Source organism: Candidatus Polarisedimenticolia bacterium (genome assembly GCA_035764505.1).
In the GTDB taxonomy this organism is placed as follows: Bacteria; Acidobacteriota; Polarisedimenticolia; order Gp22-AA2; family AA152; genus AA152.
On record DASTZC010000187.1, the window covers coordinates 1 to 26,364 of the forward strand.

At 67.8% G+C, this 26,364-nt stretch carries 22 protein-coding genes; 10 read left to right on the forward strand and 12 right to left on the reverse strand.

What is annotated here, in order from left to right:
- Both truA and VFW45_12480 read left to right on the forward strand, forming a co-directional pair.
- Positions 1-868 (forward strand): tRNA pseudouridine(38-40) synthase TruA (gene truA / locus VFW45_12475; protein ID HEU5181597.1); only part of this gene is annotated, 868 nt, incomplete at its 5' end.
- 191 nt (positions 869-1,059) lie between these two features.
- Positions 1,060-2,334, forward strand: a complete 1,275-nt coding sequence (locus VFW45_12480; protein HEU5181598.1) for a hypothetical protein — start codon at positions 1,060-1,062, stop codon at positions 2,332-2,334.
- 7 nt (positions 2,335-2,341) lie between these two features.
- Here VFW45_12480 and ispG read toward each other — a convergent pair whose 3' ends face one another.
- The gene (gene ispG, locus VFW45_12485) at positions 2,342-4,426 is read right to left on the reverse strand and encodes a (E)-4-hydroxy-3-methylbut-2-enyl-diphosphate synthase (protein HEU5181599.1); all 2,085 of its coding nucleotides are present in this window, start codon (positions 4,424-4,426) and stop codon (positions 2,342-2,344) included.
- 157 nt (positions 4,427-4,583) lie between these two features.
- Here ispG and VFW45_12490 point away from each other — a divergent pair, with 157 nt between their 5' ends.
- The gene (locus VFW45_12490) at positions 4,584-4,892 is read left to right on the forward strand and encodes a 4a-hydroxytetrahydrobiopterin dehydratase (protein ID HEU5181600.1); all 309 of its coding nucleotides are present in this window, start codon (positions 4,584-4,586) and stop codon (positions 4,890-4,892) included.
- A gap of 6 nt (positions 4,893-4,898) precedes the next feature.
- Here VFW45_12490 and VFW45_12495 read toward each other — a convergent pair whose 3' ends face one another.
- From VFW45_12495 to VFW45_12515, 5 genes are all read right to left on the reverse strand, one after another.
- Positions 4,899-7,811 carry a tetratricopeptide repeat protein gene (locus VFW45_12495; protein ID HEU5181601.1) on the reverse strand — a complete coding sequence of 971 codons (2,913 nt, stop codon included), beginning with the start codon at positions 7,809-7,811 and terminating at the stop codon, positions 4,899-4,901.
- A gap of 67 nt (positions 7,812-7,878) precedes the next feature.
- Positions 7,879-10,647, reverse strand: coding sequence for a zinc-dependent metalloprotease (locus tag VFW45_12500; protein HEU5181602.1), 2,769 nt, complete (start codon positions 10,645-10,647; stop codon positions 7,879-7,881).
- A 19-nt stretch (positions 10,648-10,666) separates the two neighbouring features.
- On the reverse strand, positions 10,667-10,993 hold the full coding sequence (locus VFW45_12505) for a hypothetical protein (GenBank protein ID HEU5181603.1): 327 nt from the start codon (positions 10,991-10,993) through the stop codon (positions 10,667-10,669).
- 19 nt (positions 10,994-11,012) lie between these two features.
- Positions 11,013-11,321 (reverse strand): TMEM14 family protein, encoded by a 309-nt coding sequence (locus VFW45_12510; protein HEU5181604.1) that lies wholly within the window; start codon positions 11,319-11,321, stop codon positions 11,013-11,015.
- On the reverse strand, positions 11,321-12,151 hold the full coding sequence (locus VFW45_12515; protein HEU5181605.1) for a hypothetical protein: 831 nt from the start codon (positions 12,149-12,151) through the stop codon (positions 11,321-11,323). The genes VFW45_12510 and VFW45_12515 overlap by 1 nt, the downstream gene beginning before the upstream one ends.
- A 187-nt stretch (positions 12,152-12,338) precedes the next feature.
- Here VFW45_12515 and VFW45_12520 point away from each other — a divergent pair, with 187 nt between their 5' ends.
- Positions 12,339-12,635 (forward strand): hypothetical protein, encoded by a 297-nt coding sequence (locus VFW45_12520; GenBank protein HEU5181606.1) that lies wholly within the window; start codon positions 12,339-12,341, stop codon positions 12,633-12,635.
- Positions 12,636-12,664: 29 nt separating this feature from the next.
- Positions 12,665-14,482, forward strand: a complete 1,818-nt coding sequence (locus VFW45_12525) for a lipase maturation factor family protein (protein ID HEU5181607.1) — start codon at positions 12,665-12,667, stop codon at positions 14,480-14,482.
- 6 nt (positions 14,483-14,488) lie between these two features.
- Here VFW45_12525 and VFW45_12530 read toward each other — a convergent pair whose 3' ends face one another.
- Positions 14,489-15,850 (reverse strand): sulfatase, encoded by a 1,362-nt coding sequence (locus tag VFW45_12530; GenBank protein HEU5181608.1) that lies wholly within the window; start codon positions 15,848-15,850, stop codon positions 14,489-14,491.
- A gap of 42 nt (positions 15,851-15,892) precedes the next feature.
- Positions 15,893-16,381 carry a VOC family protein gene (locus tag VFW45_12535; GenBank protein ID HEU5181609.1) on the reverse strand — a complete coding sequence of 163 codons (489 nt, stop codon included), beginning with the start codon at positions 16,379-16,381 and terminating at the stop codon, positions 15,893-15,895.
- Between the two features lie 144 nt (positions 16,382-16,525).
- On the opposite strand from VFW45_12535, the gene VFW45_12540 reads away from it, so the two are divergent.
- From VFW45_12540 to VFW45_12560, 5 genes are all read left to right on the forward strand, one after another.
- Positions 16,526-17,317, forward strand: coding sequence for an SDR family oxidoreductase (locus VFW45_12540; GenBank protein HEU5181610.1), 792 nt, complete (start codon positions 16,526-16,528; stop codon positions 17,315-17,317).
- Positions 17,318-17,360: 43 nt separating this feature from the next.
- Positions 17,361-18,818, forward strand: coding sequence for an aldehyde dehydrogenase (locus VFW45_12545; GenBank protein ID HEU5181611.1), 1,458 nt, complete (start codon positions 17,361-17,363; stop codon positions 18,816-18,818).
- Positions 18,819-18,856: 38 nt separating this feature from the next.
- A complete protein-coding gene (locus tag VFW45_12550; protein HEU5181612.1) occupies positions 18,857-19,294 on the forward strand; it encodes a Rid family hydrolase in 438 nt (145 codons plus the stop codon).
- 138 nt (positions 19,295-19,432) lie between these two features.
- Positions 19,433-20,236 carry a tetratricopeptide repeat protein gene (locus VFW45_12555; protein ID HEU5181613.1) on the forward strand — a complete coding sequence of 268 codons (804 nt, stop codon included), beginning with the start codon at positions 19,433-19,435 and terminating at the stop codon, positions 20,234-20,236.
- Entirely contained in the window at positions 20,233-22,281 is a 2,049-nt protein-coding gene (locus VFW45_12560; protein ID HEU5181614.1) for a metallophosphoesterase, read from the forward strand. The genes VFW45_12555 and VFW45_12560 overlap by 4 nt, the downstream gene beginning before the upstream one ends.
- Positions 22,282-22,321: 40 nt before the next feature.
- Here VFW45_12560 and VFW45_12565 read toward each other — a convergent pair whose 3' ends face one another.
- Genes VFW45_12565 through kynU form a run of 4 tightly spaced genes read right to left on the reverse strand, consistent with a single transcriptional unit; the run spans position 22,322 to position 26,362 of the window.
- Complete coding sequence (locus VFW45_12565) at positions 22,322-22,942, reverse strand: cyclase family protein (protein ID HEU5181615.1); 621 nt, start codon at positions 22,940-22,942, stop codon at positions 22,322-22,324.
- A gap of 4 nt (positions 22,943-22,946) precedes the next feature.
- Positions 22,947-23,729, reverse strand: coding sequence for a tryptophan 2,3-dioxygenase family protein (locus VFW45_12570; protein HEU5181616.1), 783 nt, complete (start codon positions 23,727-23,729; stop codon positions 22,947-22,949).
- Positions 23,720-25,069 (reverse strand): NAD(P)/FAD-dependent oxidoreductase, encoded by a 1,350-nt coding sequence (locus VFW45_12575; protein ID HEU5181617.1) that lies wholly within the window; start codon positions 25,067-25,069, stop codon positions 23,720-23,722. Before VFW45_12575 ends, VFW45_12570 begins: the two co-directional genes overlap by 10 nt.
- Complete coding sequence (gene kynU / locus VFW45_12580) at positions 25,070-26,362, reverse strand: kynureninase (protein ID HEU5181618.1); 1,293 nt, start codon at positions 26,360-26,362, stop codon at positions 25,070-25,072. It lies immediately after the preceding gene.
- Positions 26,363-26,364: the final 2 nt, after the last annotated feature.

Here is a 26,364-nt window from a genome sequence, read left to right on the forward strand (position 1 = left end):
GGTCGAAGGCAACGTCCCGCCGGTGGGGGGGGGGCGCAGATTCGGCGGGCGCGACGAGCGGCGCGGCGGGGCCAGGCAGCAGCGCCGCGAGGCGGCGCCGATGCCGCCGCGACCAGCGCCCGAATCCGCCGGGCGGCTGCGCAATCTCAGGATCACCCTCGAGTACGACGGCTCGCGCTACCGCGGCTGGCAGATCCAGAGCCACGAGCGCACGATCGCCGGGACGCTCACCGAAGTCCTGGGCAACCTGCTGCGCGAGCGCATCACGCTGTTCGGCGCCGGCCGCACCGACGCCGGAGTCCACGCCGATTTCCAGGTCGCCAACTTCCGCACCCATACGCCGATGCCGGCGGCCAGCCTGCTGGAGACCATCAACCGCGAGCTGCCGCACGACATCAACATCCTCCGCGTGGAGGACGTGCCGCTCGACTTCCACTCGCGCCACCAGGCCCTCTGGCGGCGCTACCGCTACCAGATCGCGCTGCGTCGCAGCGCCTTCCTGAAGCCCTACTCCTGGTGGCTCAAGGATCCGCCGGACCAGTCGATGATGCGAATCGCGGCCTCCTACCTGGTAGGGCGGCACGATTTCTCCACCTTCGCGGCGCGCGGACGGGAAGTCGAGGAGCCTATCGTGGAAGTCTACGAAGCCTCCTTCGAGGAGGTCGTGCCGTTGCTCCACTTCCGCATCGCGGCTGACCACTTTCTGCCCAAGATGGTCCGCAAGATCGTCGGGGTGCTGTCGAGAGTGGGGCGCCATGACTTTCCCCCCGAGCGCATCCGCGAGTTCCTCTCCGGCAAGGAGCCGGTCCCCGAGGAGAGCGTCGCGCCCCCTTCCGGCCTCTTTCTCGAGGCCGTGAAATACCCGTAACGGTAAGCTCCCCCGAAAAATCCCCCTCGAACGTACCATTGTCGTAATGAAGCGCAAATGTTGGATACCGCGGTTGACCCTCCGGGGTACGGGACCTAGATTCTGGCGCGGTTCCAAATCGGCAGGCGCTCGAATCAACCTGAACTCCGGCGCGAGGCTCTCTTCAGGGCATCGCGAGACCCATCGACGACATGAAATCATCCCGCGCCATTGTGATGTTCCTCGTCCTCACCCTGGCGATGAGCCTTCCCACGGGAGCCTTCGCCGCGGATCTGGCGTCGCCCGCCGGCGCGAGATTGCTCCAACTCGATCATGATCTACTCAAGGAAGTGCTGCGGGCCTCCGGGATCCTCGATGCGGACGAGATGGCGCGTTACGAGCGCTCCTTCGAGACCATGGCCGCGCAGCTTGCCGGCAAGGTGGGCGGCCGGCAGAGCACGTACCGGCTGGCGCGCAAGCTGCACGATGCCCTGCACCAGAAGGTCCTGCTGCACTATGCCGCCGCCGCCGACGGCATGGACGCAGTGCTGGATCGGGGCGAATTCAATTGCCTCTCGGCCAGCCTGCTCTACGGCATCCTGGGCCGCGCCATCGGGCTGGATGTCAAGGTCGCGGAGATCCCTCGTCACGTCTACGTGCAGGTCTGGGTCGACGGGCGCCGGGTGATCGTCGAGACCACCTCGCCCAAGGGGTTCGACCTGCGCCCGCCGCTCGACACGGTGGCCTCTTCCTCCGGAATGGGCTACGGCTCCAACGCGGCCGCCGCGCCTCCGGCGCTGGGTTACGAGCTGGGGGCCGAGGCAGTCGATCTCGAACGCGCGGTCGGATTCCTCTGGCACAACGCCGGCCGCCGGGCCCTGGAGCGCGGCGACACGCTCCTGGCGGCCCGCAGCTTCCTGGAGGAATCGAAGCTTCGCCCGCTGGAGGAGGGGCGCTCGGAGACGCTCGCGGCGCTGCTGGCGCGCGCCTTCCGGATGGAGTACGAGGTCGGGAATTTCGAGATTGCCTACCGCGTGGCCGAGATCGGCATGCGCATCTTCCCCGGGCAGACGACGGCGCGCGATCGCCTGCTGGCCGCCGCGTTGAAGCGGATCGAGGCGGCGAGCGAAGGGGACGCGGTGGAGAACGCCGAGGCGATGCTGAACGAGACGGCATTCGCCGCAGGCGACCTGCTCGATGTTCGCCGGCTGCGGCGCGGCGCCTGTCCGGTGATCATGGCGGCGGCGGTCAGACTGGGGGATTGGGACAGGGCGGAGAGGATGGTGCGCCAGTTCCAGGACTCGGAGCCGGACAAGGCGGAGTCGCGCCGTCTGGCGAAATGGGTGGCGCGCCGCCGGCTGGAGACTTCCTATGGCGACGAGCGCAACGCCTGCAGCGAGCACGGTTCGATCCTGACCGAGGAGAGCGGCGAGGTCTTTCTGGGGGGGCCCGCGGCCGGCCGCATCCCGCGATCGGGATCCGATTGATTCCGGATCAGACGGGCTGGCTGCCGCCTTTCCGGAGGGCGAGCCGATCTTCGGATCCTTCGGCGGGTGGATCGGTCCACATGCCGCGCTCGCGGATCAGCTGCACGAGCCGCTCGTCCGCCAGAAGATAGGGAATGTCCTTCTCCACCAGATCCTTCCCGACGAAGAGGCTGACCTTCCCCGGTCCCCAGCCGACATAGCCGAAATCGGCGTCGGCCATCTCGCCCGGTCCGTTCACGATGCATCCCATGATGGCGATCTTCACCCCCTTGAGGTGCGCTGTCCTGGACTTGATCCGGCTCGTGGTCTCCTCCAGGTCGAACTGGGTCCGGCCGCACGAAGGGCAGGAGATGAACTCGGTCTTGAACAGCCTCAGCCGCGCTCCCTGCAGGATGTTGAACGCCAGCCGCAGCGAATCGACCGGACTCTTGAAGCGCTCCACCCGCAGAGCGTCGCCGATGCCGTCGCACAGGAGCGATCCCCAGGCGGTGGCATGGAAGAGAAGCGGCTCGTCGCGCCGGCCGGAGGCATCGTCGGACAGCAGAATGGGGGCCGCGATCCCGGAGGCCGCGAGCGATTCGGCCAGCATCCGGTAAGGCTTGATCGGGGAGATCTCCGGCACCGTGCTCAGCGAGACGATCGGCGTGACTCCCGCCTCTTCGCAAATTCTCGCCAACTCGGCCAGCCGGGAGCCGTCCCGCAACGGATCCCGTACCTCGGCCATCTCGAGCCCCAGGGCCGTTTTCCGGTTGCGGGCCGTGGCGGCGAGAACGCCAAGCCAGGCTCCGGTTCCCGGGCTGGACGCCTGCAACCGGACCGTCACCCGATCGGCCAGACCCATCAGAGGCCCGCTCGCTTCCCCCGCCAGTTCTTCCGCCAGCCGCGCATCGATACGGATGGACAGCGCCGGCGACAACGGGTCCTGCAGACGACGGGCAGCCCGCTCCACGGCCGGGAGATCGTTGAGGCGGGCGAGATCGATCTCCAGGAGCTCGACACGCGCCTCGGGAAGTCCGGGTGGGTTCATCAGGCTGCCTATCTCCGCCTCGACCGCCTCGGCATCCGCGAGAGGGGAGGAGAGGAGGCACTCGACCCGAATCGTCTCGGTCCCTCCGATCACCGTGCTGCCGATCTCGACCCGTGCGGCCTCGCGGCGCATGTAGGTGGAGGAAACGGGGTGCGGTGCGCCGGCCGGCTCCGGGGACGTGGGATTGCCTTGAAGCGGCATCCGGACGTTGTACTTCTCGGCCAGGGCCCGGGCCACCGGCACCTCCGCCACCGGGTCCTCGGTCAGCGAGACGCGCAGCGTGTCGCCGATCCCGTCCTCAAGGAGGGCACCGATGCCGATGGCGGATTTGATGCGGCCGTCCTCTCCGTCCCCCGCCTCGGTCACCCCGAGGTGGAACGGATAATCCATCTTCTCATCGGCCATGCGCTCGGCCAGCAGGCGATAGGCCTGAATCATGACCATCGGGTTGCTCGACTTCATCGAGAGGATCAGCTCGCGGTGCTCCAGCTTCTCGCAGATCCGCACGAACTCGAGGGCCGATTCCACCATGCCCAGGGGGGTATCACCGTAGCGGTTCAGGATGCGATCGGAAAGGGAGCCGTGATTGGTGCCGATGCGCAGCGAAACCCCGAGCTGCCGGGCCCGCAGCACCAGGGGCGCGAAGCGCTCCTCGATGCGCCGCAGCTCGGCGCCGTATTCCGCGTCGCTGTACTCGCGCACCTTGAAGCGCTTGGTGTCGGCGTAGTTGCCCGGGTTGATGCGCACCTTCTCGACGTGCTCCACCGCCATCATCGCCGCCGCGGGGGAGAAATGGATGTCGGCCACCAGCGGAACGCGGATGCGGTCTTCCGCCAGGCGCCGGCGGATCCTCGGCAGCGCCTCGGCGTCGCGGGTGCTCGGGACGGTGACCCGGACGATCTCGCAGCCGGCCTCCGCCAGCCGGCGGATCTGCGCCACCGTGGCTTCGACGTCGTGGGTCGCCGGGGTGGTCATCGACTGGATGCGAATCGGCTGGCGGCCACCTACCCGCACCTCGCCGATCCCGACCTCCCGGGTGACCCGCCGCCGATAGCTCCAGGGCATCGAGAACTCTTGCATGGCGCGAATTTTAGCCTAGCGGGAGAGGGGCAGCAACGCGCCGAGCCAGACTTGCATCCTCGGCGTCGCCGGGCTTGAAGAGCGCACCGGCGAGCCGTAGGATCGCGCCAACGCCAATCAAATCCCGGAAGGAGATGAGAGGATGAGCGCAAGACCGGCAAAGCTGGAGGAATCCGAAGTCAAGGAAGGGCTGCAAGGCCTGTCGCAGTGGAGTCTCTCGGGCGGGAAGCTGCACCGCGAATACCGCTTCGGATCGTTCGTGGAGGCGTTCGGGTTCATGGCCAGCGCCGCGCTGGTCGCGGAGTCGATGAACCATCACCCCGAGTGGTCGAATGTCTACCAGACCGTGAAGATCGACCTGACGACGCACGACGCCGGGGGGATCACCGAGAACGATCTGGAGATGGCGAGGCGGTTCGAGAAGCTGGCGGGACAGCGCGCGGAGCGCTGAGGCACCTCAGGGGACTCCGGCGGCGCGCGGGTACGAGCCCGCGCCCGCGGGAGCCTGGTAAGACGAGGCGTGCTCGTGGATCCGCTGCCGCTCGTTGTTTTCGAAGCGGTGCGCCTGACGAAAGCCTCCGGTGATCTCCTGGGCCGACTCGTTCGCCTTGAAGCGCAGGTAGAGCCGGCGCTCCCGCTCCGCTTCCTCGTTACGACCCAGCGCCCCGTAGGCCAGCATCAGGTTGTAGTGGGCCTGCAGGTCCTCCGGGTCGATCTTGAGCACCTGGCGCAGCATCTTCACCGCCTCCTCGTGCTTTTCCTGCAGGAACAGGACCCGTCCCATCTCGTTGAGCACCACCCTGTCGCGCGGGTACTGCGCGCTGGCGCGGCCGAAATGCTCCAGCGCCTTCGCATAGTCCCCGCGAGCCTTGAGGAGCTGACCCTGGAAGAAATGGGCCCGCGCCAGATCGGGGGATAGCTTCAGCGCCTGGGTCAACAGCTCCTGCGCCCGATCCAGGTTCCCCTCGGCCAGTGCCGCGCGCGCGCCGTTGACCCAGCCGTCGGCATACCCCGGCTCGACGCTCCGCACGCGGGCGAAGGCCGCCTCCGCTCCTCGCAGGTCTCCCTGCAGCAGCAGCCCGATGCCGTAATCGTTCCAGCGCTCCCGGTCGGCCGGAACGGAGGCCGGGTCGGCGGCGTCGAGAGGCTCGCCCGGCATGGCCACCTGGAGCTGAGCCTCGGCGGTCGCCAGCGTCACGATGGGAAGGTCCGGCACTTCTTTCATCTGTCCCGACACGGTGGAGGTGTCGCCCGTGAAGACCCACTTCCCGTCGTCGAAGTCACGCGCCGAGGCATAGTCCTTCTGCGCCGGATCGCGCACCCCCGCGTAGGCCCAATGAGTATTCCACCAGGCGAACTTCCGGTAGTTCATCTTCGCCGTCAGCTTGATGGGGCCGGCCACGTCCTTCGGGATGTCGAGACGGTAGTGGACGGTATCGGCGGAGGAGGGTGGGATCAGGTTCACGTAGAGAATGGCCCGCCCGGCCCAGGCGTTGCGCTTGTTGATCGGGTTCCCGTTGGCATCCAGCATGAACGACCGGTAGAAGTGTGCCGAAGGGTCCACCGGCCCCTTGCCGCCGTCGCTGACGAAGCCGCTCCACAGCAGGACCCGCCCCCTGGCATCCTCCGCCTTCAGCTCGGTCCAGACGTCGAAGGCGTCCACCGTCCCGCCCGGAAAGAAATGTCCCACCGTCCGCGTGCGGGCCACCAGGTCGACGCGCACCGAGGTGCCGGCCCGCACCGCCTTGCCCAGCCGGTCCAGCGGCGCCCGGACCGCCGCGGCCGCAGGGCCGGGCGTGCCCGCGGCGCCGATCGCGGATCCCTGCTCCTCCCCAACGGCGAAGAGGCTGGAAACCTCGGGATTGGCGCTGCCGATTCCGGACGCCGCCCCCGATCCTCCGCGGTCTCCTTCCGCCTCGCCGACCGCGAAGAGATCCAGCGTTATCCGCCGATCCTTCAGGAAATCGGTGACGGCCTTGAGCTGCGCCTCGTCCCGGTTGGCAATCGGGAGCGCGGTGTTGGCGGCGGGGAAGCGGTGCGAGTGGACCAGACCGTCGTGGCTGCCGAGGTCCTTGGAGGGGAGCAGCGGCATGTGGCAGGTCACGCAAGTGGAGGGCTTGTCGGGATAGTAGAACGATCGCGCGCCCTGGCCCGACGCGGCGCTCGCCTGCCAGGTGTCGTAGTCGTTGAAGCCGCGGAACCAGCGATAGCTGTTCACCGGAACGTCCAGGTGGACCTTGTGACAGCTGGAGCAGAACTCGGCCTGCTGCTCCCGGTGGAACGGCTTCAGGAAGATACGCCGGTGCGGCTCGGGGTTCACGCGGATCAGGTAATCGTGGATGCCGCGCACCAGCGGGTTTTCGCTCACCGACAGGTCGTGCAGCGGCGGATACTGGATCAGGAAATCGGCCTGGCCCATGGTGCTGCGCACCTGGATGACCGAATGGCAGGCGGTGCATCCCAGACCCGCCTGGGCTTCCGGGCGGTTCACGATCTGCTTGATGGGGGTGTCCATCATGCCGTTCAGCAGCACCGCCGGGTCGTGGCAGCCGCCGCACCAGCGCGACGGCTCCGTTCCGACCATCTCCTGCATGTACTCGATCGACTTGCGGTACCACTGGTTGTTGAAGGAGGAGAAGTGGTGCGCCGAGGAGTTCCACTGATCGTAGATGTCGGGATGACAGCCCGAGCGCCCGCAGGTCTTCGACGTCTCCTGCATGAAGAAGTTGGAAGGGATCCTTCCGCGCGTGGTGGTGTGGATCGAGGAAGGGTGGAACGGCCCCTTGGCTCCGGCCATCGACTCCGCGGACATCTCCAGCGGCGGCGAGTCGGGATTCTCGATGACGTCGCGCGGATCGCGGCGGCGCCCTACGGTCGTGTAGATGACGGCGAACAGGAAGGCCGCCGCCACTCCGGCGGCCACCGCCGAGCGCCAGGCGGCGAGCCGCCGCCGTCCCTCCTCGGGGTCGACGGTGGCGACGGCCGCGCGTCCCCGCAGTGCCGCCATCCAGGCCGCGGCGCCGGCGATCGCCAGCGCGACGTGCAGGTGCAGAATCCAAAGGTTGGGCCGGATGGCGAAGAAGATCATCAGGTAGACGCCGGCGGCCCCCGCCCCCAGCATCAGGGGGTAGGCCAGCATCGCCGCGAGCTTGCCCCAGATCGGCGCCGGCTGCCGCAGGTGGCGCCATCCCACCCACAGGAATCCCGCCAGGAAAAGCACGCCCGCCACCAGGTGCAGCAGGACGTTTCCCATGTAGGAGATGGTCGGGGCGGCGAAGGCGCCCAGATAGGCCCCGTTCAGCAACAGGAACAGGAACGCACCCAGGACGATGCGCTCGAGCAGAGGACCCCGGGAAGGTGACGGACTCATGGAGAGATGAGTATAGCGTTCCCGGAGCCGGCTTTGGAAGCGGTCGGGGCCGCGGGCCGCCGGCCTCCTAGCTCGCTCTCTTCAGATCCACCTTGGCTTCCAGCGCGCGCGTGATCACGGCGTCGAGATCCTGGAAGTGGGCCCGCGAGTAGTCGTCGAGAGCCGACAGGCGCTGGGGATTGCCGGTGATCCGCCGCACCCGGCTGCGGATCTCGACCAGCGTCGCCCGCGCCACCTGGGTCGCCTCCGCCGGCGCGCCCGGCCTCGGTTCCAGCAGCAGATCGGTCAGGCGCGACACCGTCAGGCGCTGCAGCGAGCGGCTGCGGGGGGAGACGGAGGGGCGCGCCACCGTGGCGCGCGCGGTTCCCACCTTGTCCATTCCCGCGAAGGCGGTGGTGGTGAGGTGGCCGAACAGCTCCGGCAGCGTCAGCGGGGCGGTCTCGTGCGGCTGCCGGCGCTGGTTGTCGACGATGCGCGCCAGCCGGCGCGAGTCGAGCAGCGACTGCAGGGCGGAGTCATACAGGAAGGCGACGCGCGAGTCGAAGCTGTAGTCGGTGTAGTAGCGGTAGGGATAGTTCCAGTCATACTGGAAGTCGGGCTTCAGCTGCGCCAGCAGCTGCTCGGAGACCGGAAAAGCCTGCGTGTCGAAGAGCTGTTTGTCCAGGATCGCGAGCGCCCGACGCTGCTGCGCCGGTTCGATCGGCACGACCGGAGAGGCGGAAGGGGGCCCTCCGCTGCGGGCCACGATCCGCCGGACGCTCTGCCCCCCGACGTAGCGTGTCGTCAGGTCGATGTAATCCAGGGCGACCGAGAAGATGGCCGCGTCGAGCGCCTGCCGGATGCGGTTGAAGTCGTGCCCTTCCTTCACCACAAGATCGCCGATGCGCGGGAGCACCTCGTCCTGCAGCATCACCAGACGCGACTCCGCGAAAGCCAGCGGGTCGTCCCCGAGGTCGTCGGTGCTCGAGGCCGGATCGATGTCGGAAAGAGAGCCGTCGTCGAACATCAGTCCCGGAGTCGTCTCGGCCTTGCGGGCAATCTCGTCCAGCGCTGCGGCTTCCTGCGCCGGCGCCAGCTTGGGGAACGGCCGATAGATGTATTCCAGCATCAGGTCGTCATAGGGACCGACCCCCTGCATGAAGAAATCTTTTTGCGACGCTCCCTTGGGCGCCAGGTAAATCGGGTTGTAGTCCATGATCGAGGCGCCGAAGGGCCGCTGATCGGGATGGCCACTGACCGTTCCCGCAGCCAGATCCGCCGGCTTGGAGATGAGGCTGGCCTTGAAGTTGTGCGAGAAGCCCAGCGCGTGGCCCACCTCGTGCGCCGTCAGCTCCGCGAAGGCTTCGCGTGCGAAGCGCTCCGAAGACTGCGGGTCGGTGCCCAGCTCGCCGCGCGCCTGCAGCACCAGCCGCGCGAAGGCGATCTGGCTGCTGAAAGAGGCCTGATAGTCGCATCCGGCAGGAGAGCCGGAGCGGCGGGCGTCCAGCTCCAGGACCCTGGAGGCGAGCGAGCTGGAGCCGGTGGCAGGGAGGGCGAAAGGATCCATGAGGTGCTCCCACTGCGGCGCGCGCCACCAGGCGTAGACCAGGTACCGGTGCAGCGTGTAGGAAGGAAACTCGCCGTTGAGATAGGCATTCGCCTTGAGAACCTGCCCCGTCCTGGGGTCAATGACTTGAGGTCCCGCCAGTCCGGAGAACATCAGATTGTCGCTCAGGTTCCAGTAGATCATCGAGTGGTGGATGTCGGTCGGATCCCAGGTGGGATCGTCGGGCTGATCCAGAACTTGGAGGGCGTCCTTGAAGCCGACCTTCTCGAAGGACTTGTTCCACCAGAGGGCCGCCTCCTTCACCCGGCCGCGCCACTCGGGAGGCGTCGCCTTGTCGACGTAGAAGACGATCGGCTCCTTGGGAGCGGAGAGGGCCGCATCCGGGTCCTTCTTCTCCAGCCCCCACTTCAGGAAGAGGTATCGGAAGGCGGTGTCGCGGTGGTCGACGCCGGTGTAGTCCTTGTAGCCGGTATCGAAGCCGCCGATGCGCTCGTCGGCCGGGCGCGGCCGAAAGCCGTTGTCGGGCAGTCGGAAGAAGGTGTAGTCGACCAGCGCCTCCAGGTAGCGCGGATCGGGCAGCCGCGAGGCGAGCGGCCGGCCCCGCCCGGCGCGCTGCTCCGGCCCCTCGTCGCCTCCCTGCTCGCGCCGGTTGAACCGGTAGGCGATGCGCACCGTGAGATCGTCGGGATGGTTGTGCACCTCGGCGATCGAGCTGTCCTCGGCGCTGGGGGCGTAGCCGGTGCGCGGCGACAGGGTCTCCATCAGGGAAGGGGAGAAGACGCCCCCGAGATCGACGACGAAGGCGCTGCGGGTTTCGGAGGTCGGGATGATCTTCGCCGAGAAGACCGGCGAGTCGGGGAAGGTCGAATCGACGGCGATGCGGAAGGGCGAGCCGCTCTCGGCGCGGTAATCCAGGTTCTGCTTCGCCAGGACGATCCGGTCGCCGACCTTGCGGAACATCACCACCTGGTTCTCGATGCTGCCGCCGCGCACCGACCAGTCTCCCAGCGCCTTGACCATCAATCCTGCGAGCCCGAAGGGCTTGCCGATCCACTCCTGCGGAATGTCGAGGTAGAAGTGCTCCGGGTTGCGGTAGGCGGTGAACAGCCCGTCCAGCTTCTCGTGATTCTTCACGATTTCCGCGAAGGACTTCTTCCCTTCGCCTCCCCCCGGACCCCCCTCCGGGACCGCCTTTTTCTTGGCGGCGTCGACCGGCGTCACTCCGGTCGCCAGGATCAGCACGAGGGCAGCAGCGAGGGCAGGCAGGGTCCGGCGCAGCGGGGGGTTCACGATTCTCCTCCTCAACGGTTCATTCCGACTTGGGGTCGAGTGACTGGCCCACGGTCCTCAGGTTCTCATACGACTCGGGGCAGGGATTGTTCCAGAACATCTCGATGGCATCGTGCATCTCGCGCAGAGGTCCGAGATCCTCGGGCTGCAACCCGCTGGCGCGGATGCGGGCGCTGGTTACCGCCAGCTCCGCCAGGGTCTTGGTCCCTTCCTGGCCGCGCAGCAGCGAGTCGAGAAAGGTGCGCTGCGATGCGTCCCAGCAGCCGTCCTCGCGTCCGATGAGGTCGCGGATCCAATCCAGCAGGAGCCCGCGCGCGCCGGAGCCCGGGTCGTGGGGGATGTTCATGCGAAGCCTCCGCTCCGGCTCATCGCCCGCCCCACGCCAGCAACACCAGCGCGGCGGCGCTGGCGAGGACCATCATTCCCGCGGGCATGAACTTGCGTCCTTTCAGCCAGCGCGCCGCGAAAAAGGCGAGCAGCAATCCGGCCACCGCCATCGCTGCGATCCAGCCCGCCTTCTCGCCGCGCAGCATCAACGCACCGGCGCCCAGCAGCAGGGCGAAGGAGGCGACGCCGGCAATCAGCGACGCTCGGCTGCGTGCCTTGACGAAGCCCATGACGCCGCCCGCCAGGACAATCGCCCCATAGACGAAGGCCACCCATGCCGGAGACATCAAGGCGCGGCCTCCTTGCGGAGAGAGGTCCCGCCGCCGGTGCCGGCGAGCCACTGAGCGTACCCCCACAGCCCCTCCAGGTCGGCGTCGGTGAAGCCACGGTAATCGGGCATGCCGATTTTCTGATGCGACATGAAATAAGCAGCCGCCTTGTTCTTTGCCAGGCGCTCGAGCGTCCCCGTGCGGACCCAGGAGTCGAACTCGGCGCGGTTGCGGACGAGATCCTTGAAGTCGGGACCGTACCAGCCCGGCACGAAGCCGGCGAAGGAGCCGGGGTTGGGGAAGCCCCCCGACCCTCCCGGGCCGTGGCAGGCGAAGCACTTCCACTGTGTCGCCAGGGACAGTCCGCGTTCCGCAACGGATCCCGACGGTGGCGCCACCATTCCCGAGAGGACCTTGTAGGCGGCGGTGAGATCCTGCAGGTCGGTGCCCCGCAGCGCGTCGCGGTAGGCGGGCATCGCGAGGGCGGCGCGCGGCGGCTCCGCGTCGGCAGGCTGCTCTTCACCGGGCTCGACCTTCGGAACGCTGCCCGCCTGGATGTAGCGCTGGATATCGCGATCGTCTTTCACGTACATCATGTAGAGTCCGCCGCTCCAGGCTGGCACCGTCAGGTCCTTGGACCCGGGATCCGGGACGCCCGAGGAGCCTTGCGCGCCGTGGCACGAGAAACACCCCAGCTCGGTCGCGCGCGCCACGCCGCGGCGCACGGGGTTCGAGGCGCGGCGGGACCAGAAAAACCGCAGGACCCATGGCATCGCGAGCAGGGCCGCGATCAGCAGGACCCCTGCGAGGAGGATTGCTTTCCATCGTCGACGACGAGACAGAGCCACCTCCCGTGCGGGCAGGATGCGACCGACCTTCCACGGAGGGGCACTAGTCTAGAACGGAACGCCGCGGTGTTCCACCGCTCGCTTTGAAATCGCTACGTCACAGTGTAAGGTATGCCCCCGAGAGGGATGCCCGTGTACGGCGGGCGTCAAGACGTCAACCGGACACTGGGTTGTGCAGGAGGAGACAATGGCGAAGCGCGCCGGCGCGCAAAACCGGTCGAGAGCGGTCATGGAGATCCAGGCGGGTCTGAAGCGGTTGAGCCGGGGGTTCCGGCTCCTGACCCGTGAGCTGGTCGAAGAGGCCGCCAGCGCCGGCCGGGGAAGGCGACGCAAGGCGTCGCCTGGGCGTCGTGTTCATGGACGCTATATCGGGCTGATTCGCAACCTTCCGCCGCGGGCCAAGGCACAGGTCCGTGCGGTGCGCGCCCGGCGCGGCGTGGAAGCGGCCATCAAGATGGCCCGGGAGCTGCGGCGCACACGCTGAAGCTGCCTCCGCGCCAGCGGCCGCTTCTGATCTTCGACGGCGATTGCCACTTCTGCCGTCGCTGGATCGAGCGCTGGAAGCAGACCACGGGCGACGCCGTCGAGTACGCTTCCTACCAGGAAGCGGCCCCGCTCTTCCCCCAGATCGATCCCGAGCGATTCCGCCGCTCCATCCTGCTGGTGGAGCAGGACGGCTCCCACTCCGAAGGGGCGGAGGCGGTGTTCCGCGTCCTGGCGCATGGCGGGAAGAGCCGGCTCCTGTGGGCCTATCGGCGCCTGCCGCCGGTGCGCGCGGCGGCCGATCTCGGTTACTCCCTCGTAGCCTCCCATCGTCCTTTCTTTTCCCGCCTGACACGCTGGCTGATCGGACCGGGCATCCGGCGCCCTTCGTATCTGATCACCCGCTGGGTCTACCTGCGACTTCTCGGAATCATCTTTCTCATCGCCTTCGCTTCGTTCGGAGTGCAGTGGAAAGGGCTGATCGGCGAGCGCGGGATCCTTCCGGCGGGAAAGCTCATGGAAGCGGTGGCGGGGGCGCTGGGCCCGCAGCGCTACACCGCCTATCCGACGCTCCTTTGGCTGGCCCCCGGCGACGAGTCGATAGGTCTTTTGACCCTGGCGGGCGCGCTCCTGTCCTGTCTTCTGATTCTCGATTTCGCCCCCGGGCCGATTCTTCTCCTGCTCTGGGGCGCCTACCTTTCGCTGATGACGGTGAGCGGCGATTTCCTCGAATTCCAGTGGGACATCCTCCTGCTGGAAACTGCTTTTCTTTCGGCCTTCTTCGCTCCCTGGAAGCTGCTCCCGGGGCTGCATCGCGACACTCGGCCCCCGCCGGCGGCCCTCTGGCTTCTCCGCTTCCTCCTCTTCCGCCTGATGTTCGCCTCGGGAGTCGTGAAGCTGGCGAGCGGCGATCCCACCTGGTGGGGCCTGAGCGCCCTGCGCGTGCATTACGAAACCCAGCCGCTGCCCACCGCGATTGGCTGGTACGCGCACCAGCTGCCTGCCGCCTTCCAGCGCTTCTCGGCAGCCGTGATGTTCGTCATCGAGCTGGGGCTGCCGTTCCTGATCTTCCTGCCACGGCGCCTGCGCCTGCTGGCTTTCAGCGGCTTCTGCCTGCTGCAGCTCGCCATCGCGCTCACCGGCAATTACTGCTTCTTCAACCTGCTGACCATGACGCTGTGCCTGCTGCTGCTCGACGACACGTTGCTCGCCCGCTTCTTCCCGCCCGGCATGCGGGCGCAATCGGAGGCGCCGCGCGCCCTGGGATGGCGGGTCTTCATGCGCACCCCGGTCATCGCGCTGTTGTTCGTGGCGATCCTGCCGCTCGAGATCATGGCGCTGTCGCGCTGCGCGCGGCGCAGCTTCCCGTGGCCCGAGACGCTGCGCGCCGCCGAGCGTGCGGTCTTCCCGTTCCGGACGGTGGGGAGCTACGGGCTGTTCGCGCGCATGACCCCCGAGCGCAACGAGATTGTGGTGGAAGGGAGCAAGGACGGCGAGCGATGGGAGGCTTACGAGTTCAAGTGGAAGCCGGGGGATCTCCACCGCGCCCCGGGATGGGTGCAGCCGCACCAGCCGCGGCTCGACTGGCAGATGTGGTTCGCGGCCCTCGGGACGGTGCGCGACAACCCCTGGTTCCAGAACTTCATGGTGCGGCTGCTGCAAGGATCGCAGGACGTCCTGGTCCTGCTGGAGAAGAATCCGTTCCCGGCCGGCCCGCCGCGCTACGTGCGAGCCTTGCTCTACCGCTACCGCTTCACCGACGCCGCTCAGCGTCACTCCGAGGGCACCTGGTGGCGCCGCGAGGCGCGCGGAATCTACTGCCCGCCGGTCTCGCTGCGCAGCCCCTGAGCAACACTAGTCGACGTATCCCAGCGAGCGCAGCTTCTTTTTCGTCTCCTCGTCGATCTCGGGGGGATCGGGCAGGCGTCCGCCGTTGCGGTAGAGATCCAGCGCCGTGAAGAGCTTTGAAGCGCGCGCTTTTTCGGGTGCGGAGGTGCCCGCCTTCTCGAGGGGATCGGAGGCGAGGTCGAAGAGATCGTAGACGGCGCCGGCGGTGGTCGGGTAGACGATCAGCTTGGAGGATTCGCTGCGGGCGGCGACTACCAGGCTCCGCGGAGGGAAGGCGAGGTTCCTGCCGCCGGCGCTCTGCGGCGTGGCTCGCGCCTCGCTGATGACGGTCGTGCCCGGGGGGATGGCGCCGGCGCGCGCGAAGGGAAGGAGATTGCGTCCCGGCAGGCGGGGAGGGGTGGGCTGGCCCAGGGCCGGCAGGAGCGTCGGCAGAACGTCCACCAGCTGCGCGGCGCCGCGGACGCGCTTCCCCTTCAGCTTCGGGTCCCCGGTTTTCAGGATGAGCGGGACGCGCACCGCCTCGTCGCTCAGCCTCGCCCCGTGGCCGAAATAATAGTCGCGCTCGGCCAGAGTCTCGCCGTGGTCCGAGGTGAAAGCCACCACCGTTTTGTCGCCCGCGCGGGCGAGCAGGCGCTTGATCTGCGAGTCGGCGTGCGCGATCTCGCCGTCGTAGCGCGAGATGTAATCGAGCGGATCCAGGCTGACGCCGCCGCCGGGCCGCTCGAGGCGCTGATATTCGGGAATGTCCTCGGCCGAGGGAATCGGAGCGTAGCTTCCCTTGCGGAACTGGGCACCTCCCTCGGGAGGATCGTAGCGGCCGTGAGGATCGAAGAGATGGACGAACAGGAAGTAGGGTTTTCCGGCAGGGGCCGATTGCAGCCAGGCAATCGCCAGATCCACCGTCTGGTCGGAGCGCCTCTCCTGGCCGGTGAACTTGTCCTCGTAAACCTCGAAGCCCCGGTCGAACCCGGTCTGGGCCGCCATCATGGTGTAGCCCGACACGAAGGCCGCCGTGCGGTAGCCGGCCGCCGAAAGCAGGGAAGCGAGGGTCGGAAACTCGGGACTGAGAGAGGTGCCGTTGAAGCGCACGCCATGCGCCGCGGGGGCGAGCCCGGTGAGGAGGCTCGCATGCGCCGGTCCGGTGTTCACGGCCTGGGTGAAGGTGTTCTCGAACAGGATTCCGTCCGCCGCCAGGGCGTCGAGGGTCGGTGAAGTGGGAAGAGGATACCCGTAACAGTGGAGATGATCGGCGCGGGTGGTATCGAGGCTGATGAGCAGAAGGCTCTTCGGCGCCGGCGGCTGGGGCGCGGAGGCCGCCGGAAGGAGGAGAGCGCCCAGCATCAAGGCGATGGTCCCGAGCCGCCTCACGATCAAGAAATCTCCTCCTTCCGCCGTTTTACGGTGCGAGCCCTATTTGGGTTTCCCGGCCTGCTGGAAGAAGCTCTTGGCGCGCTGCTCCATTTCTGCCGGATCCACGTCCTCGACATGGGTTCCCACGGACCAGTGGTGGCCGAACGGGTCCTGGACCTTGCCGTAGCGGTCTCCCCAGAACATGTTGGTCGGCGGCTGGACCCCCTTGGCTCCGGCGTCCACGGCCCGCTTGTACAGGGCGTCGCAGTCGGGAACGTAGAGATGGAGGGCGACCGTCGAGCCGCTCAGGTGCTTGGGGGATTTCGGTGCCTGGGGCATCTCGAACTCGTCGGCGAGGAAGAAGACCGAATTGCCGATCTGCAGCTCGGCGTGCATGACCTGGTTGCTGCCCGGCATGGTCATCCGGTAGCGCTCCTCGGCGCCGAACGCCTTCTTGTAGAAGCTGATTGCTTCGTCGGCCCCGTTCACCACGAGGTGCGGGGTGAGGGTGTGGAAGCCCTGGGGGACTGAGTTCACCTTCTGCGCCATGAGCGGCTCCTTTGAAGGGGGGTGGGATGATTGATGACGGGCCCATGTCAGCACGGTCGCGCCGCGGGGTCAAGCGTTCGCCGCCACGACGCAAAGGGCTGCGAGCCTTGACTCGCCGATCACGGCGGGGATAACCTCTCACGGATGGCCTCCGAAGCGGATCGTTCCCTTCAATCGAGGACGGCGCTCATCTGCGGCGCGAGCCGCGGCATCGGCAGGGCCTGCGCCTTGGAGCTCGCCCGGCTGGGGGCGAGGGTCATCGTGGCGGCTCGCGACCCGCACGCGCTGCAAAAAGTGCTCTCGGAGCTGGCAGGAAAAGATCACCTGCCTCTGGCGGTCGATTTCGAAGATACCGCGGCGCTGCGGCTGTCGACCGCCGGTACTCTCGAGAAGGTCGGAACGATTCACATCCTGATCAACAACAGCGGCGGGCCGGCTTCGGGGCCGACCCTCGCGGCGCAGCCGGAGCAGTTTTTGGCGGCCTTCTCGCGCCATCTCGTGGCATCGCAGATCCTGGCGCAGCTCCTGGTCCCCGGCATGAAGCGCGCCGGATACGGCCGGATCCTCAACATCGTCTCGACCTCGGTCAGGCAGCCGATCCGCGGTCTGGGGGTCTCCAACACGATCCGCGCCGCCATGGCGGGCTGGTCCAAGACCCTGGCGACCGAGCTCGCCCCCGACGGGATCACGGTGAACAATATCCTTCCCGGGGCGACGCGGACTGATCGACTGGCCGAGATCGTGCGGGCGCGGGCGAAAACGTCGGGACGCAGCGAAGAGGAGATCGAAGCGGAGATGATCGAGGAGATACCGGCCGGTCGCTTCGCCCGTCCCGAGGAGATCGCGGCTGCCGTTGGCTTTCTGGCGAGCCCGCCGGCAGGCTACATCACCGGGGTGAGCCTCGCGGTGGACGGCGGCAGGACGATGGCTCTGTGAGCCCGGGCGCGGCGCGCGGGACGGTCCCCGGCAGGAGATCACGATGAAGCGCATTCTCAACCTGATCGACGGAGAGCTGGTACCGCCGGCGGGAAGCGCCTACCTTCCGAATCTGGAGCCCGCGACCGGCGCCGCCTACTCCGAAGTGCCCGACGGAGACGGGCGCGACGTGGAGCGCGCCGTGCAGGCGGCGGAGGCCGCCTTCCCCGCCTGGTCGCGCACGCCGGCGGCCGAGCGCTCGCGCCTGCTGGTGCGCGTCGCCGATCTCATCGAAGCCCACCAGGAAGCGCTGGCCCGTGCCGAGAGCATCGACACCGGCAAGCCGATCGCCATGGCGCGCAGCCTGGACATTCCGCGGGGATCGAGCAATTTCCGCTTCTTCGCCACCTCGATCCTGCACTTCCACTCGGAATCGCACGCCACCGACGACCGGGCGATCAATTACACGCTGCGCCGCCCGCGCGGCGTCGCCGGCATCATCTCTCCCTGGAACCTGCCGCTCTACCTGCTCTCCTGGAAAGTCGCCCCGGCACTGGCGGTCGGCAACACGGTGGTGGCGAAGCCCTCCGAGGTCACCCCGATGACCGCCTTCCTTCTCTCCGAGATCTGCCGCGAGGCGGGTCTTCCGAAAGGGGTGCTGAACATCGTCCACGGGACCGGAGCGAAGGTGGGGGCGGCGCTCGTCTCCCATCCGCGCGTCGGGACGATCTCGTTTACCGGCGGAACGAAGACGGGACGGGAGATCGCCGCCGCCTGCGCGCCGAACTTCAAGAAAGTGGCCCTGGAGCTGGGCGGGAAGAACCCCAACATTATCTTCGCCGACGCGCCGTGGGAAGAGATGATCCCGGGGAGCGTGAAGTCCTCCTTCGACAACCAGGGGCAGATCTGCCTGAGCGGCTCGCGCATCTTCGTGGAGCGGCCGGCGCTCGAGTCGTTCCTGGAGCGCTTCACGGCGCGCGCCAAGGCTCTCAAGCTGGGAGATCCCCTGGAGGACGGAACCGAAATGGGAGCGGTGGTCTCCCCCGCGCAGCGCGACAAGGCGATGGCCTATCTCGACCTGGCGCGCCAGGAAGGGGGTCGGGTCCTGTGCGGCGGCGGTCCTCCGGCGCCGGTGAGCGAGCGCTGTCGCGGAGGGTTTTTCATCCAGCCCACCGTCATCACCGGATTGAGCCCGGAGAGCCGCGTCAACCAGGAGGAGATCTTCGGCCCGATCGTGACGATCACGCCGTTCGACTCGGAGGAGGAAGTGGTCGGCTGGGCCAACGGCACGACCTATGGGCTCTCCGCCTCGATCTGGACGCAGAACCTCTCGCGGGCCCACCGCATGGCCGAGAAGATCCAGTCGGGCACGGTCTGGATCAATTGCTGGATGGTGCGCGACCTGCGGGTCCCCTTCGGGGGGATGAAGCAGAGCGGCGTCGGACGCGAAGGAGGTCTGGAGTCGCTGCGCTTCTTCACCGAGCCGAAAAACGTCTGCGTGCGCGTGCCCCTGGACGCCTGAGGTCGGATCGCGCCGTGTAGGGGGCAGGAGAGAACAAGATGAGCGACCGCGTCGCCGACGAGGGGATTCTCAGCCCGCGTGCTCCCGAGCCGGTCGGGCCTTATCCCCATGCCCGCCGGGCCGGGGGGCTGCTGTTCGTGTCGGGGATCGGTCCGCGCCGCCGCGGGAGCCGCGCGATCCCGGGCGTGACGCTCGACGAGGAAGGGGAAGTCGCAGGCTACGATTTCGAGATGCAGGCCCGGGCCGTTTTCGAGAACATCCGGATGATCCTGGAGGACGCCGGATCTTCGTGGGAGCGCATCGTCGACGTCACCGCGTTCCTTACCGACCTGAAAGCCGACTTCGCGACCTTCAACCGGATCTACGCCGAGTATTTCACCGTCAACCGTCCCACGCGCACCACGGTCGAGGTGACCGCGCTCCCCACCCCCATCGCCATCGAGCTCAAGGTCATCGCCACGATCGACATGCCTTGACTCTCCCGGTTCATCCTGCGATAAGGTGAGGCTGGACCTCGCCGATTTCCACACCGAAAGCTCGACTGCGGGCGCCGTGTGCACCTTTACCGACGGATGATCTCAGCGCTTCTCGTCACGGCATTACTGGCCCCACGCTTGGCTTGGGCACACGCCGCACCCGGCGATCGCCTCGCCGCGCTCACGCATGCGATCAATCTCCATCCACGGGAAGCCGAGCTCTACCTCGAGCGTGGGGACCTGCACCGCGCCGGCGGAGATTTTTCCCGGGCGCGCGCCGACTACCTTCGGGCCCGCCGGCTGCAGCCCGCTCTCCCCGTCGTCGATCTCAAGCTGGGGATCCTCGCGCTCGAGAGAGCGCGACCGAGCAGGGCCCTGCGCTTCCTCGACCGCTACCTGCAAGATCGGCCAGGGGATGCCGGAGGCTGGCGGTGGCACGCCCGGGCCTTGACCAAGCTTGGAAGAGCGCAGGATGCCGCAGAGGACTTCCGCCGGGCCACCGCCGCGACGAGCCCCTCCGACCGGGTACGGCCGGAGGACTTCCTGGAGTGGGCGAAAGCCCTGGAAGCAGCGGGACAGCGACCGGAAGCGATCGATGTGCTGGACGAAGGGATGCGCCGCCTGGGCGCGATCGTCAGCCTGCAGCTCCCGGCCATCAGCCTGGCTCTCGACCTGGGACGCGTCGAGGAAGCGGTGCGTCGCCTGGAGACGCTGCAGGCCGGGCCGGGCCGCCCGGAGGTCTGGCTGGCGCAGCGTGGGAAAATTCTCGAGAGAGCGGGGCTGCCTGACGAGGCGCGCCGGGCCTACGCGGCGGCCCTCGACATCCTCGAAGCGCACTCCGAGACCCGAGCCAGCCGTGCCGAGGACGATCTCGAAGCCTCGATCCGCGCCGGCCTACGCCGGACGGCCCCTGCGGAACCGGCGGTCGAAACAGCGCCATGAGGCCTCGAGGCGCGGTTTGGCGGGCCGGGCTGCTCCTGTGCATGGCGGCGGCATTCGACGAAACGACCGAGGCCGCCGTGGTGGTTCGCGGCCCCTATCTCCAGCTCGGCACGCCTCAGAGCATCGTCGTCCGGTGGAGGACGGACGCGCCCACCGATTCCTGCGTCCGGTACGCCACCCAGCTCGGCGGCGCTGTTTCGCTCGCCTGCAATCCGACCGCGGTGACCGAGCATGTCGTCACCGTCGCGGACTTGAGCACCGACACGCGCTACTACTATTCCGTGGGCACGTCCTCCGCTCGTTTGGCAGGAGGTGACTCCACCTACTTCTTCGACACCTCTCCGGCCGCCGGCACCGCCATCCCGACGCGTCTCTGGGTCCTGGGAGATTCGGGGACCGCGAACGCCAGCGCCGCGAGTGTTCGCGACGCCTATGCCGCCTTCAGCGCCGGGAGCCGCACCAATCTCATCCTCATGCTGGGTGACAACGCCTATCCGAGCGGCACCGACGCGCAGTATCAGGCGGCCGTGTTCAACATGTATCCCACCTTCTTGCGCAACACCGTCCTGTGGCCCACGCTGGGAAACCACGACGGGGAGTCCGCCGACTCGGCCTCGCAAACCGGTCCCTACTACGATCTCTTCACACTGCCGCGCTCGGCCGAGGCGGGAGGACTCGCATCGGGGACCGAAGCGTATTACTCGTTCGACTACGGGAACATCCATTTCATCTGCCTGGAGTCTTTCGAGACGGACCGCTCTCCCACCTCCGCGATGATGACCTGGCTGCAACAGGACGCCCTGGCGACCTCCCGCTTGTGGATCATCGCCTTCTGGCACCATCCTCCCTACACCAAGGGCTCCCACGATTCGGACTTCGAGCCCGAGCTGATCGAAATGCGCCAGAACGCCGTGCCGATCCTCGAGTCGGCGGGCGTCGATCTCGTGCTCACCGGGCACAGCCACTCCTACGAACGGTCCTTCCTGATCGACGGCCACTACGGATGGTCGGCGACTTTCAACGCCTCGATGAAAGTGGATGGAGGAGACGGACGCGTCGGGGGCACGGGAGCCTACAAGAAGCCGACGCTGGGGCCCGCGGCGCACGAGGGCGCGGTCTATGTCGTGGCCGGCTCGTCCGGACAGACCAGCGGGGGAACCTTGAACCATCCCGCGATGTTCGTGTCGCTGAACCAGCTCGGCTCATTGGCCCTGGACGTGAATGGCCGGCGGCTGGATGCCCGGTTCGTGAACTCCTCGGGTCAGGTCGGCGATCTGTTCACGCTTTTCAAGGGGCCGCCTCCCCAGGCCGCCTTCCTGGCCAGCGTGACCGCCGGACCGTCGCCGCTGGCCGTTGCCTTCACCGATACTTCCCAGGACGATCCGACTTCCTGGGGCTGGGACTTCGACGGAGATGCCGTCGTCGACAGCACGCTGCAGAACCCCACCCACGTCTACGCGGCGCCGGGGATCTACACCATTGCTTTGACCGCCGCGAATCTGGCGGGCGCCGACACCGAGGTGAAGGTGGGACTGCTTTGTGTCACCTCGCCGGACGGATTGGGGGACGCCGACGCCGACGGGGTGCCGGATGGAGAGGATCGCTGCCCCTGCCTGGCGGATCCGCTGCAGGAGGACGGGGATGGCGACGGACTGGGAGATGCGTGCGATTCCGACGACGACAACGACGCCGTCGCCGACCCGTACGACTGCGCGCCGCTGGACCCGACGCACAGCGCGGAGCCTCCGGAAGCGGGCATGACGCTGGTGCTTGGTCCGGCGCCGGAAGCCATCGCCTGGGGCGCCGTCCCGCAGGCGACGCACTACGGTGTCTATCGCGGAATCGTCCCCGCCGGCGCCGGCTTCGCCTATGCTCATGCCTGCCTCGAGCCGGCTTCGCCGGACACCACTTCCCAGGATTCCCAGGTCCCTTCCGCCGATTCCCTGTTCTATTACCTGGTGAGCGCGCGCAACTCATGCGGCGACGGATCGCTCGGCTTTGCATCGAGCGGAGCCCCGCGTCCGAACGCGACAGCCTGCCCCTGAACCGGAAGGGCTCGCGCCACCGCAGCGGGCCCGCAGGGAGTCAGGAAAGCGGGCGCAGGACGGCGCGCACCGGGCTGGCGTCGAATCCTTCCAGCTTGAGGGGAAGCGCGATCAGATCGTAGGTTCCCTCGGGAATCCCTTCCAGAACGAGCCCCTCCAGGATCCTCACGTCGTGACGCAGGCAGGCCTGGTGCGCCGGCAGGTCTTTCGAGGAAAACAGGTCGACGCTCGGGGTATCGATTCCCACCAGCGTGACCCCCTGCTCGCCCAAGAGCGCGATCAGCTCCGGCGAGAGCGCCGCGAAGTCCTCGTTGAAGCGGCGCGGATCGGGATAGGTGCCGGTGGCGAACAGGACGCGGGGGGCGCGAATCGGGGTGGCGATCTGCTCCGGCTGGATGCGCGTGCCGCGCGGCATGCTCACCCGCAGCAGCTGGCACGGCCCGAGGTAGCGATCGAGATCGGCCGTCTCGATCGAAGGGGCGGCGGCGCCGTAATGGCTCGGGGCGTCGGCATGGGCGCCGAGGTGGACGGTGGCGCGCAGCGTCGACAAGGTCAGATTGTCGCCGCGCGCCATGTCCAGCAGGACCTCGCGCGAGGGCGGCGTGTCGCCCGGCCAGACCGCGAGACCCGCCGTGACGGTCGGGGTGATATCGTAGATCATCGTCTCAGAACCGGTGGCGGATCGCCCAGAGATCCGGGAAGTAGGACTTGAAGAGAAGCCCCTTCAGGAAATCGACTCCCGAGGATCCGCCGGTGCCCATCTTGTTGCCGATCGTCCTCTCGGTCAGCTTCACGTGGCGGTAGCGCCACTCCTGCTGCCCTTCGTCGAAGTCGGTCATCAGCTCGAACAGGATCGCGACATCACCGTGCTCGCGGTAGAGCCGGAAGATCTCGTCCTGCACGCGGGGGTCGGGGATTGCCGGCAGGGTGACGTCGCGCCCTTTGATCTCCGCGGGGATGCGGGCGCCGCGCGCCTCCAGGAAGTCGTAGAAGTGATCGATCACCGAGCGCTCATGGAGCCGCCTGTCGAGGCGGCGGTGCGCCTCGGAGCCCGGCGCCTGGGCCGTCACCAGGTCGGCCCGCTTGGCGCCCAGGACGAACTCCAGCTCGCGGTACTGGAACGACTGGAAGCCCGAGGCCCGCTCCAGCCGATCGCGGAAGCCCGAGAACGACATCGGGGTCATCGTCTCCAGGATGTCGAGCTGGCCGACCAGGGTCTTCATGACGGTGCGGATCCGCTTGAATCCGGCGATCGCCCGGAACAGCTCGTTGTCCGAGAAGTCGCGTTGGATGGCCTCCAGCTCGTGCAGCAGCAGCTTGAACCAGAGCTCGTAGACCTGGTGGATCACGATGAACAGCATCTCGTCGTGCTCGGCGGGCTGCGAGCGCGGCTCCTGGAGATCCAGCAGCCGGTCCAGCTTGAGATAGTTCGCGTAGTTCAGCTCCATTGCATGATCCCAAGGATGAGGAGCGCCAGGAGAACGGCTCCCAGCACCGCGGCGAGGAAGCCCGCCTCCCGCCACTGGCGGCGGTCGCGGCGCACCGCCTCGGCGTAGGGGGTCCTCGAGAAAGTCACCAGAGTGTAGAGCGGAACGAACCAGGAGGGAAAGGCCCGATGCAGCGCCTTCTCCAGCCGCTTCTCGGCGAGGAACAGCCGGGAGGCGGTCTTGTCGCGCATCTCCACGAAGTTCTCCAGCGAGAGATCGGCCAGCGCGTCGGTATTCACCTTGCGCCGAGCCTGGTATTCGGCGAAGGCACGCCCCCGGTCCCCGGCGCATTCTCTCAGGCACTCCTCGAGGACCACGCAGTCCTCGAACGCCGCATTCGCCCCCTGGCCGAAGAAGGGGACCACGGCATGGCAGGCGTCCCCAAGCAGCACCACCTTGTCGCGATGGTGCCAGGGCTCGCAACGGATGGTCACCAGGGAGCCGGTCGGGTTCTCGGCGTAATCCTCCCGTAAGGTCGGCATGAGCGGCACGGCATCGGGGAACTGCCGCCGGAAATGGGCCTCGAGCTGCTCCGGGGTGCGAATCGTGGCGAAGCTCTCTGGCCCCTGCATCGGCCAGAAGCAGGTGCAGGTGAACGAGCCGTCGAGATTCGGCAGGGCGATCAGCATCGAACCGCCGCGCGGCCAGATGTGCAGCGCATTCTTCTCCATGAGAAACCCCCCTCCGGCGGCGGGTGGAATGACCAGCTCCTTGTAGCCGTGATCCAGGAACGCCTGCTGGTAGTCGAATCCCTCGGTCTTCTGCATCTGCAGGCGCACCGTCGAAAAAGCGCCGTCGGTGCCGAGCAGAGCGTCGCCTTCCGCCGTATGAGATTCCGATCCGTCGGAGAGGAGGAAGGTGGCGCGGGCGGCATCCAGGTCCACGGCGGTGCAGCGCGCCGAGAAGCGCAGCTTCACGGTCGGAAGCGCCTCGGCGGCGTCGAGCAGGAGGGCATTGAGGCCGGCGCGCGACACCGAGTTGATGGTGTGCTCCGGCCGCGTGCCGTACGGCTGGAAGCGCAGCGTCCCGTCGGCCCCGTGGAGCATCCGGCCGCGCATCGGGATTGCCTGGGAGAGGATCTTCTCCTTCAGCCCCGCCTTTTCGAGCGCGTGCAGGCCGCGCGTGGAGATCGCCAGGTTGATGGAGCGCCCCTCGGCGGCACGGGCGCGGCGCGGGTCGGCGCGACGCTCGTAGACTTCCACCTCGTGACCGGCCTGACCGAGGTAGACCGCCATCAGCGCGCCGCCCAGGCCCCCGCCGACGACGATGAAACGCTGCGCCGAGGCCCCCGCGGCGACCATTCAGTCGGAGGCGGCGGCGTCCAGCGCCTGCGCCAGGCGCCAGACTTCGGTGAAGGTGTTGTAGAGAGGGACCGGCGCGAAGCGCAGGACGCCCGGCTCGCGCAGATCGGCGACGATACCCGCCCCCTCCAGGCGGCGCTGCAGTGCGGCGGCGTCCCGCTTGACGCGCAGCGACAGCTGGCAGCCGCGTGCCGCCGGATCGCGCGGCGTGAGAATCTCGTAAGCCACGCCGGGAATGCGATCGATGAGGAACTCGAGATAGCCGGTGAGCGCTACCGATTTGGCGCGCAGCGCCTCGAGGCCCGCTTCCTCGAAGATGGCCAGCGAGGCGAGCAGGGGTGCCGCCGCGAGGATGGAGGGATTGCTCAGCTGCCACCCGTCGGCGCCGAGCACCGGGACGAAGCTCCGGATCAGGTGCATGCTGAAGCGCGTCCGGGGATCGTTGCCCCACCAACCGGCGAAGCGCGGCAGGCTCCCATCGCCGGCGTGGCGCTCGTGGACGAAGCAGCCGCCGATGGCCCCGGGCCCGGCGTTGAGGTACTTGTAGGAGCACCAGACGGCGAAGTCGGCCTCGCAATCGTGCATCCGCAGGGGAAGGTTGCCGACGGCGTGCGCCAGGTCCCATCCCACCGCGCAGCCGCGCCGTCTCGCGGCCGCGCCGATCGATTCGAGGTCGAAGAACTGTCCCGTGAAGTAGTTCACGCCTCCCAGCAGGACCAGAGCGATCGTGTCGCCTTCCCGCTCGAGCAGCTCGATCAGGTCTTCCGTCCGCAGGACCGACTCGCCGGGGCGGGGCCGGGCGACGCGCAGCGCTTCGGCCGGATCGAAGCCATGGAAGCGGATCTGCGACTGCACCGCGTAGGTGTCGGAGGGAAAGGCGCAATCCTCCATCAGCACCCGGTGTCGCTCCGGCGTGGGGCGGTAGAAGCTGACCATCATCAGATGTAAATTCACGGTGCACGAGTTCATCGCCACCACCTCCGAGGGCAGCGCGCCGACGAGGCGCGCCAGCGGGGCGGTCAGGTTGCGGTGGTAATCGACCCAGGGAAGCTTCCCTTCGAAATGGCCGGCCACCGCCTTCCGCCCCCACGCGTCCATCTCCTTCTCGACGTGCTCGCGCGCCGCCGCCGGCAGCAGCCACAGCGAGTTCCCCAGGAAATAGAGCTGCTCCCCGCCCTCGCCGCGGCGGGGGACGAGGAAGCGCGAGCGGAAGCGCGCCAGCGGGTCGTTCGCGTCGAGGCGTCGGGCGAATTCCTCATCCGGAGCGTAATCGGTCGGGCGCGGGGAAGTCATCG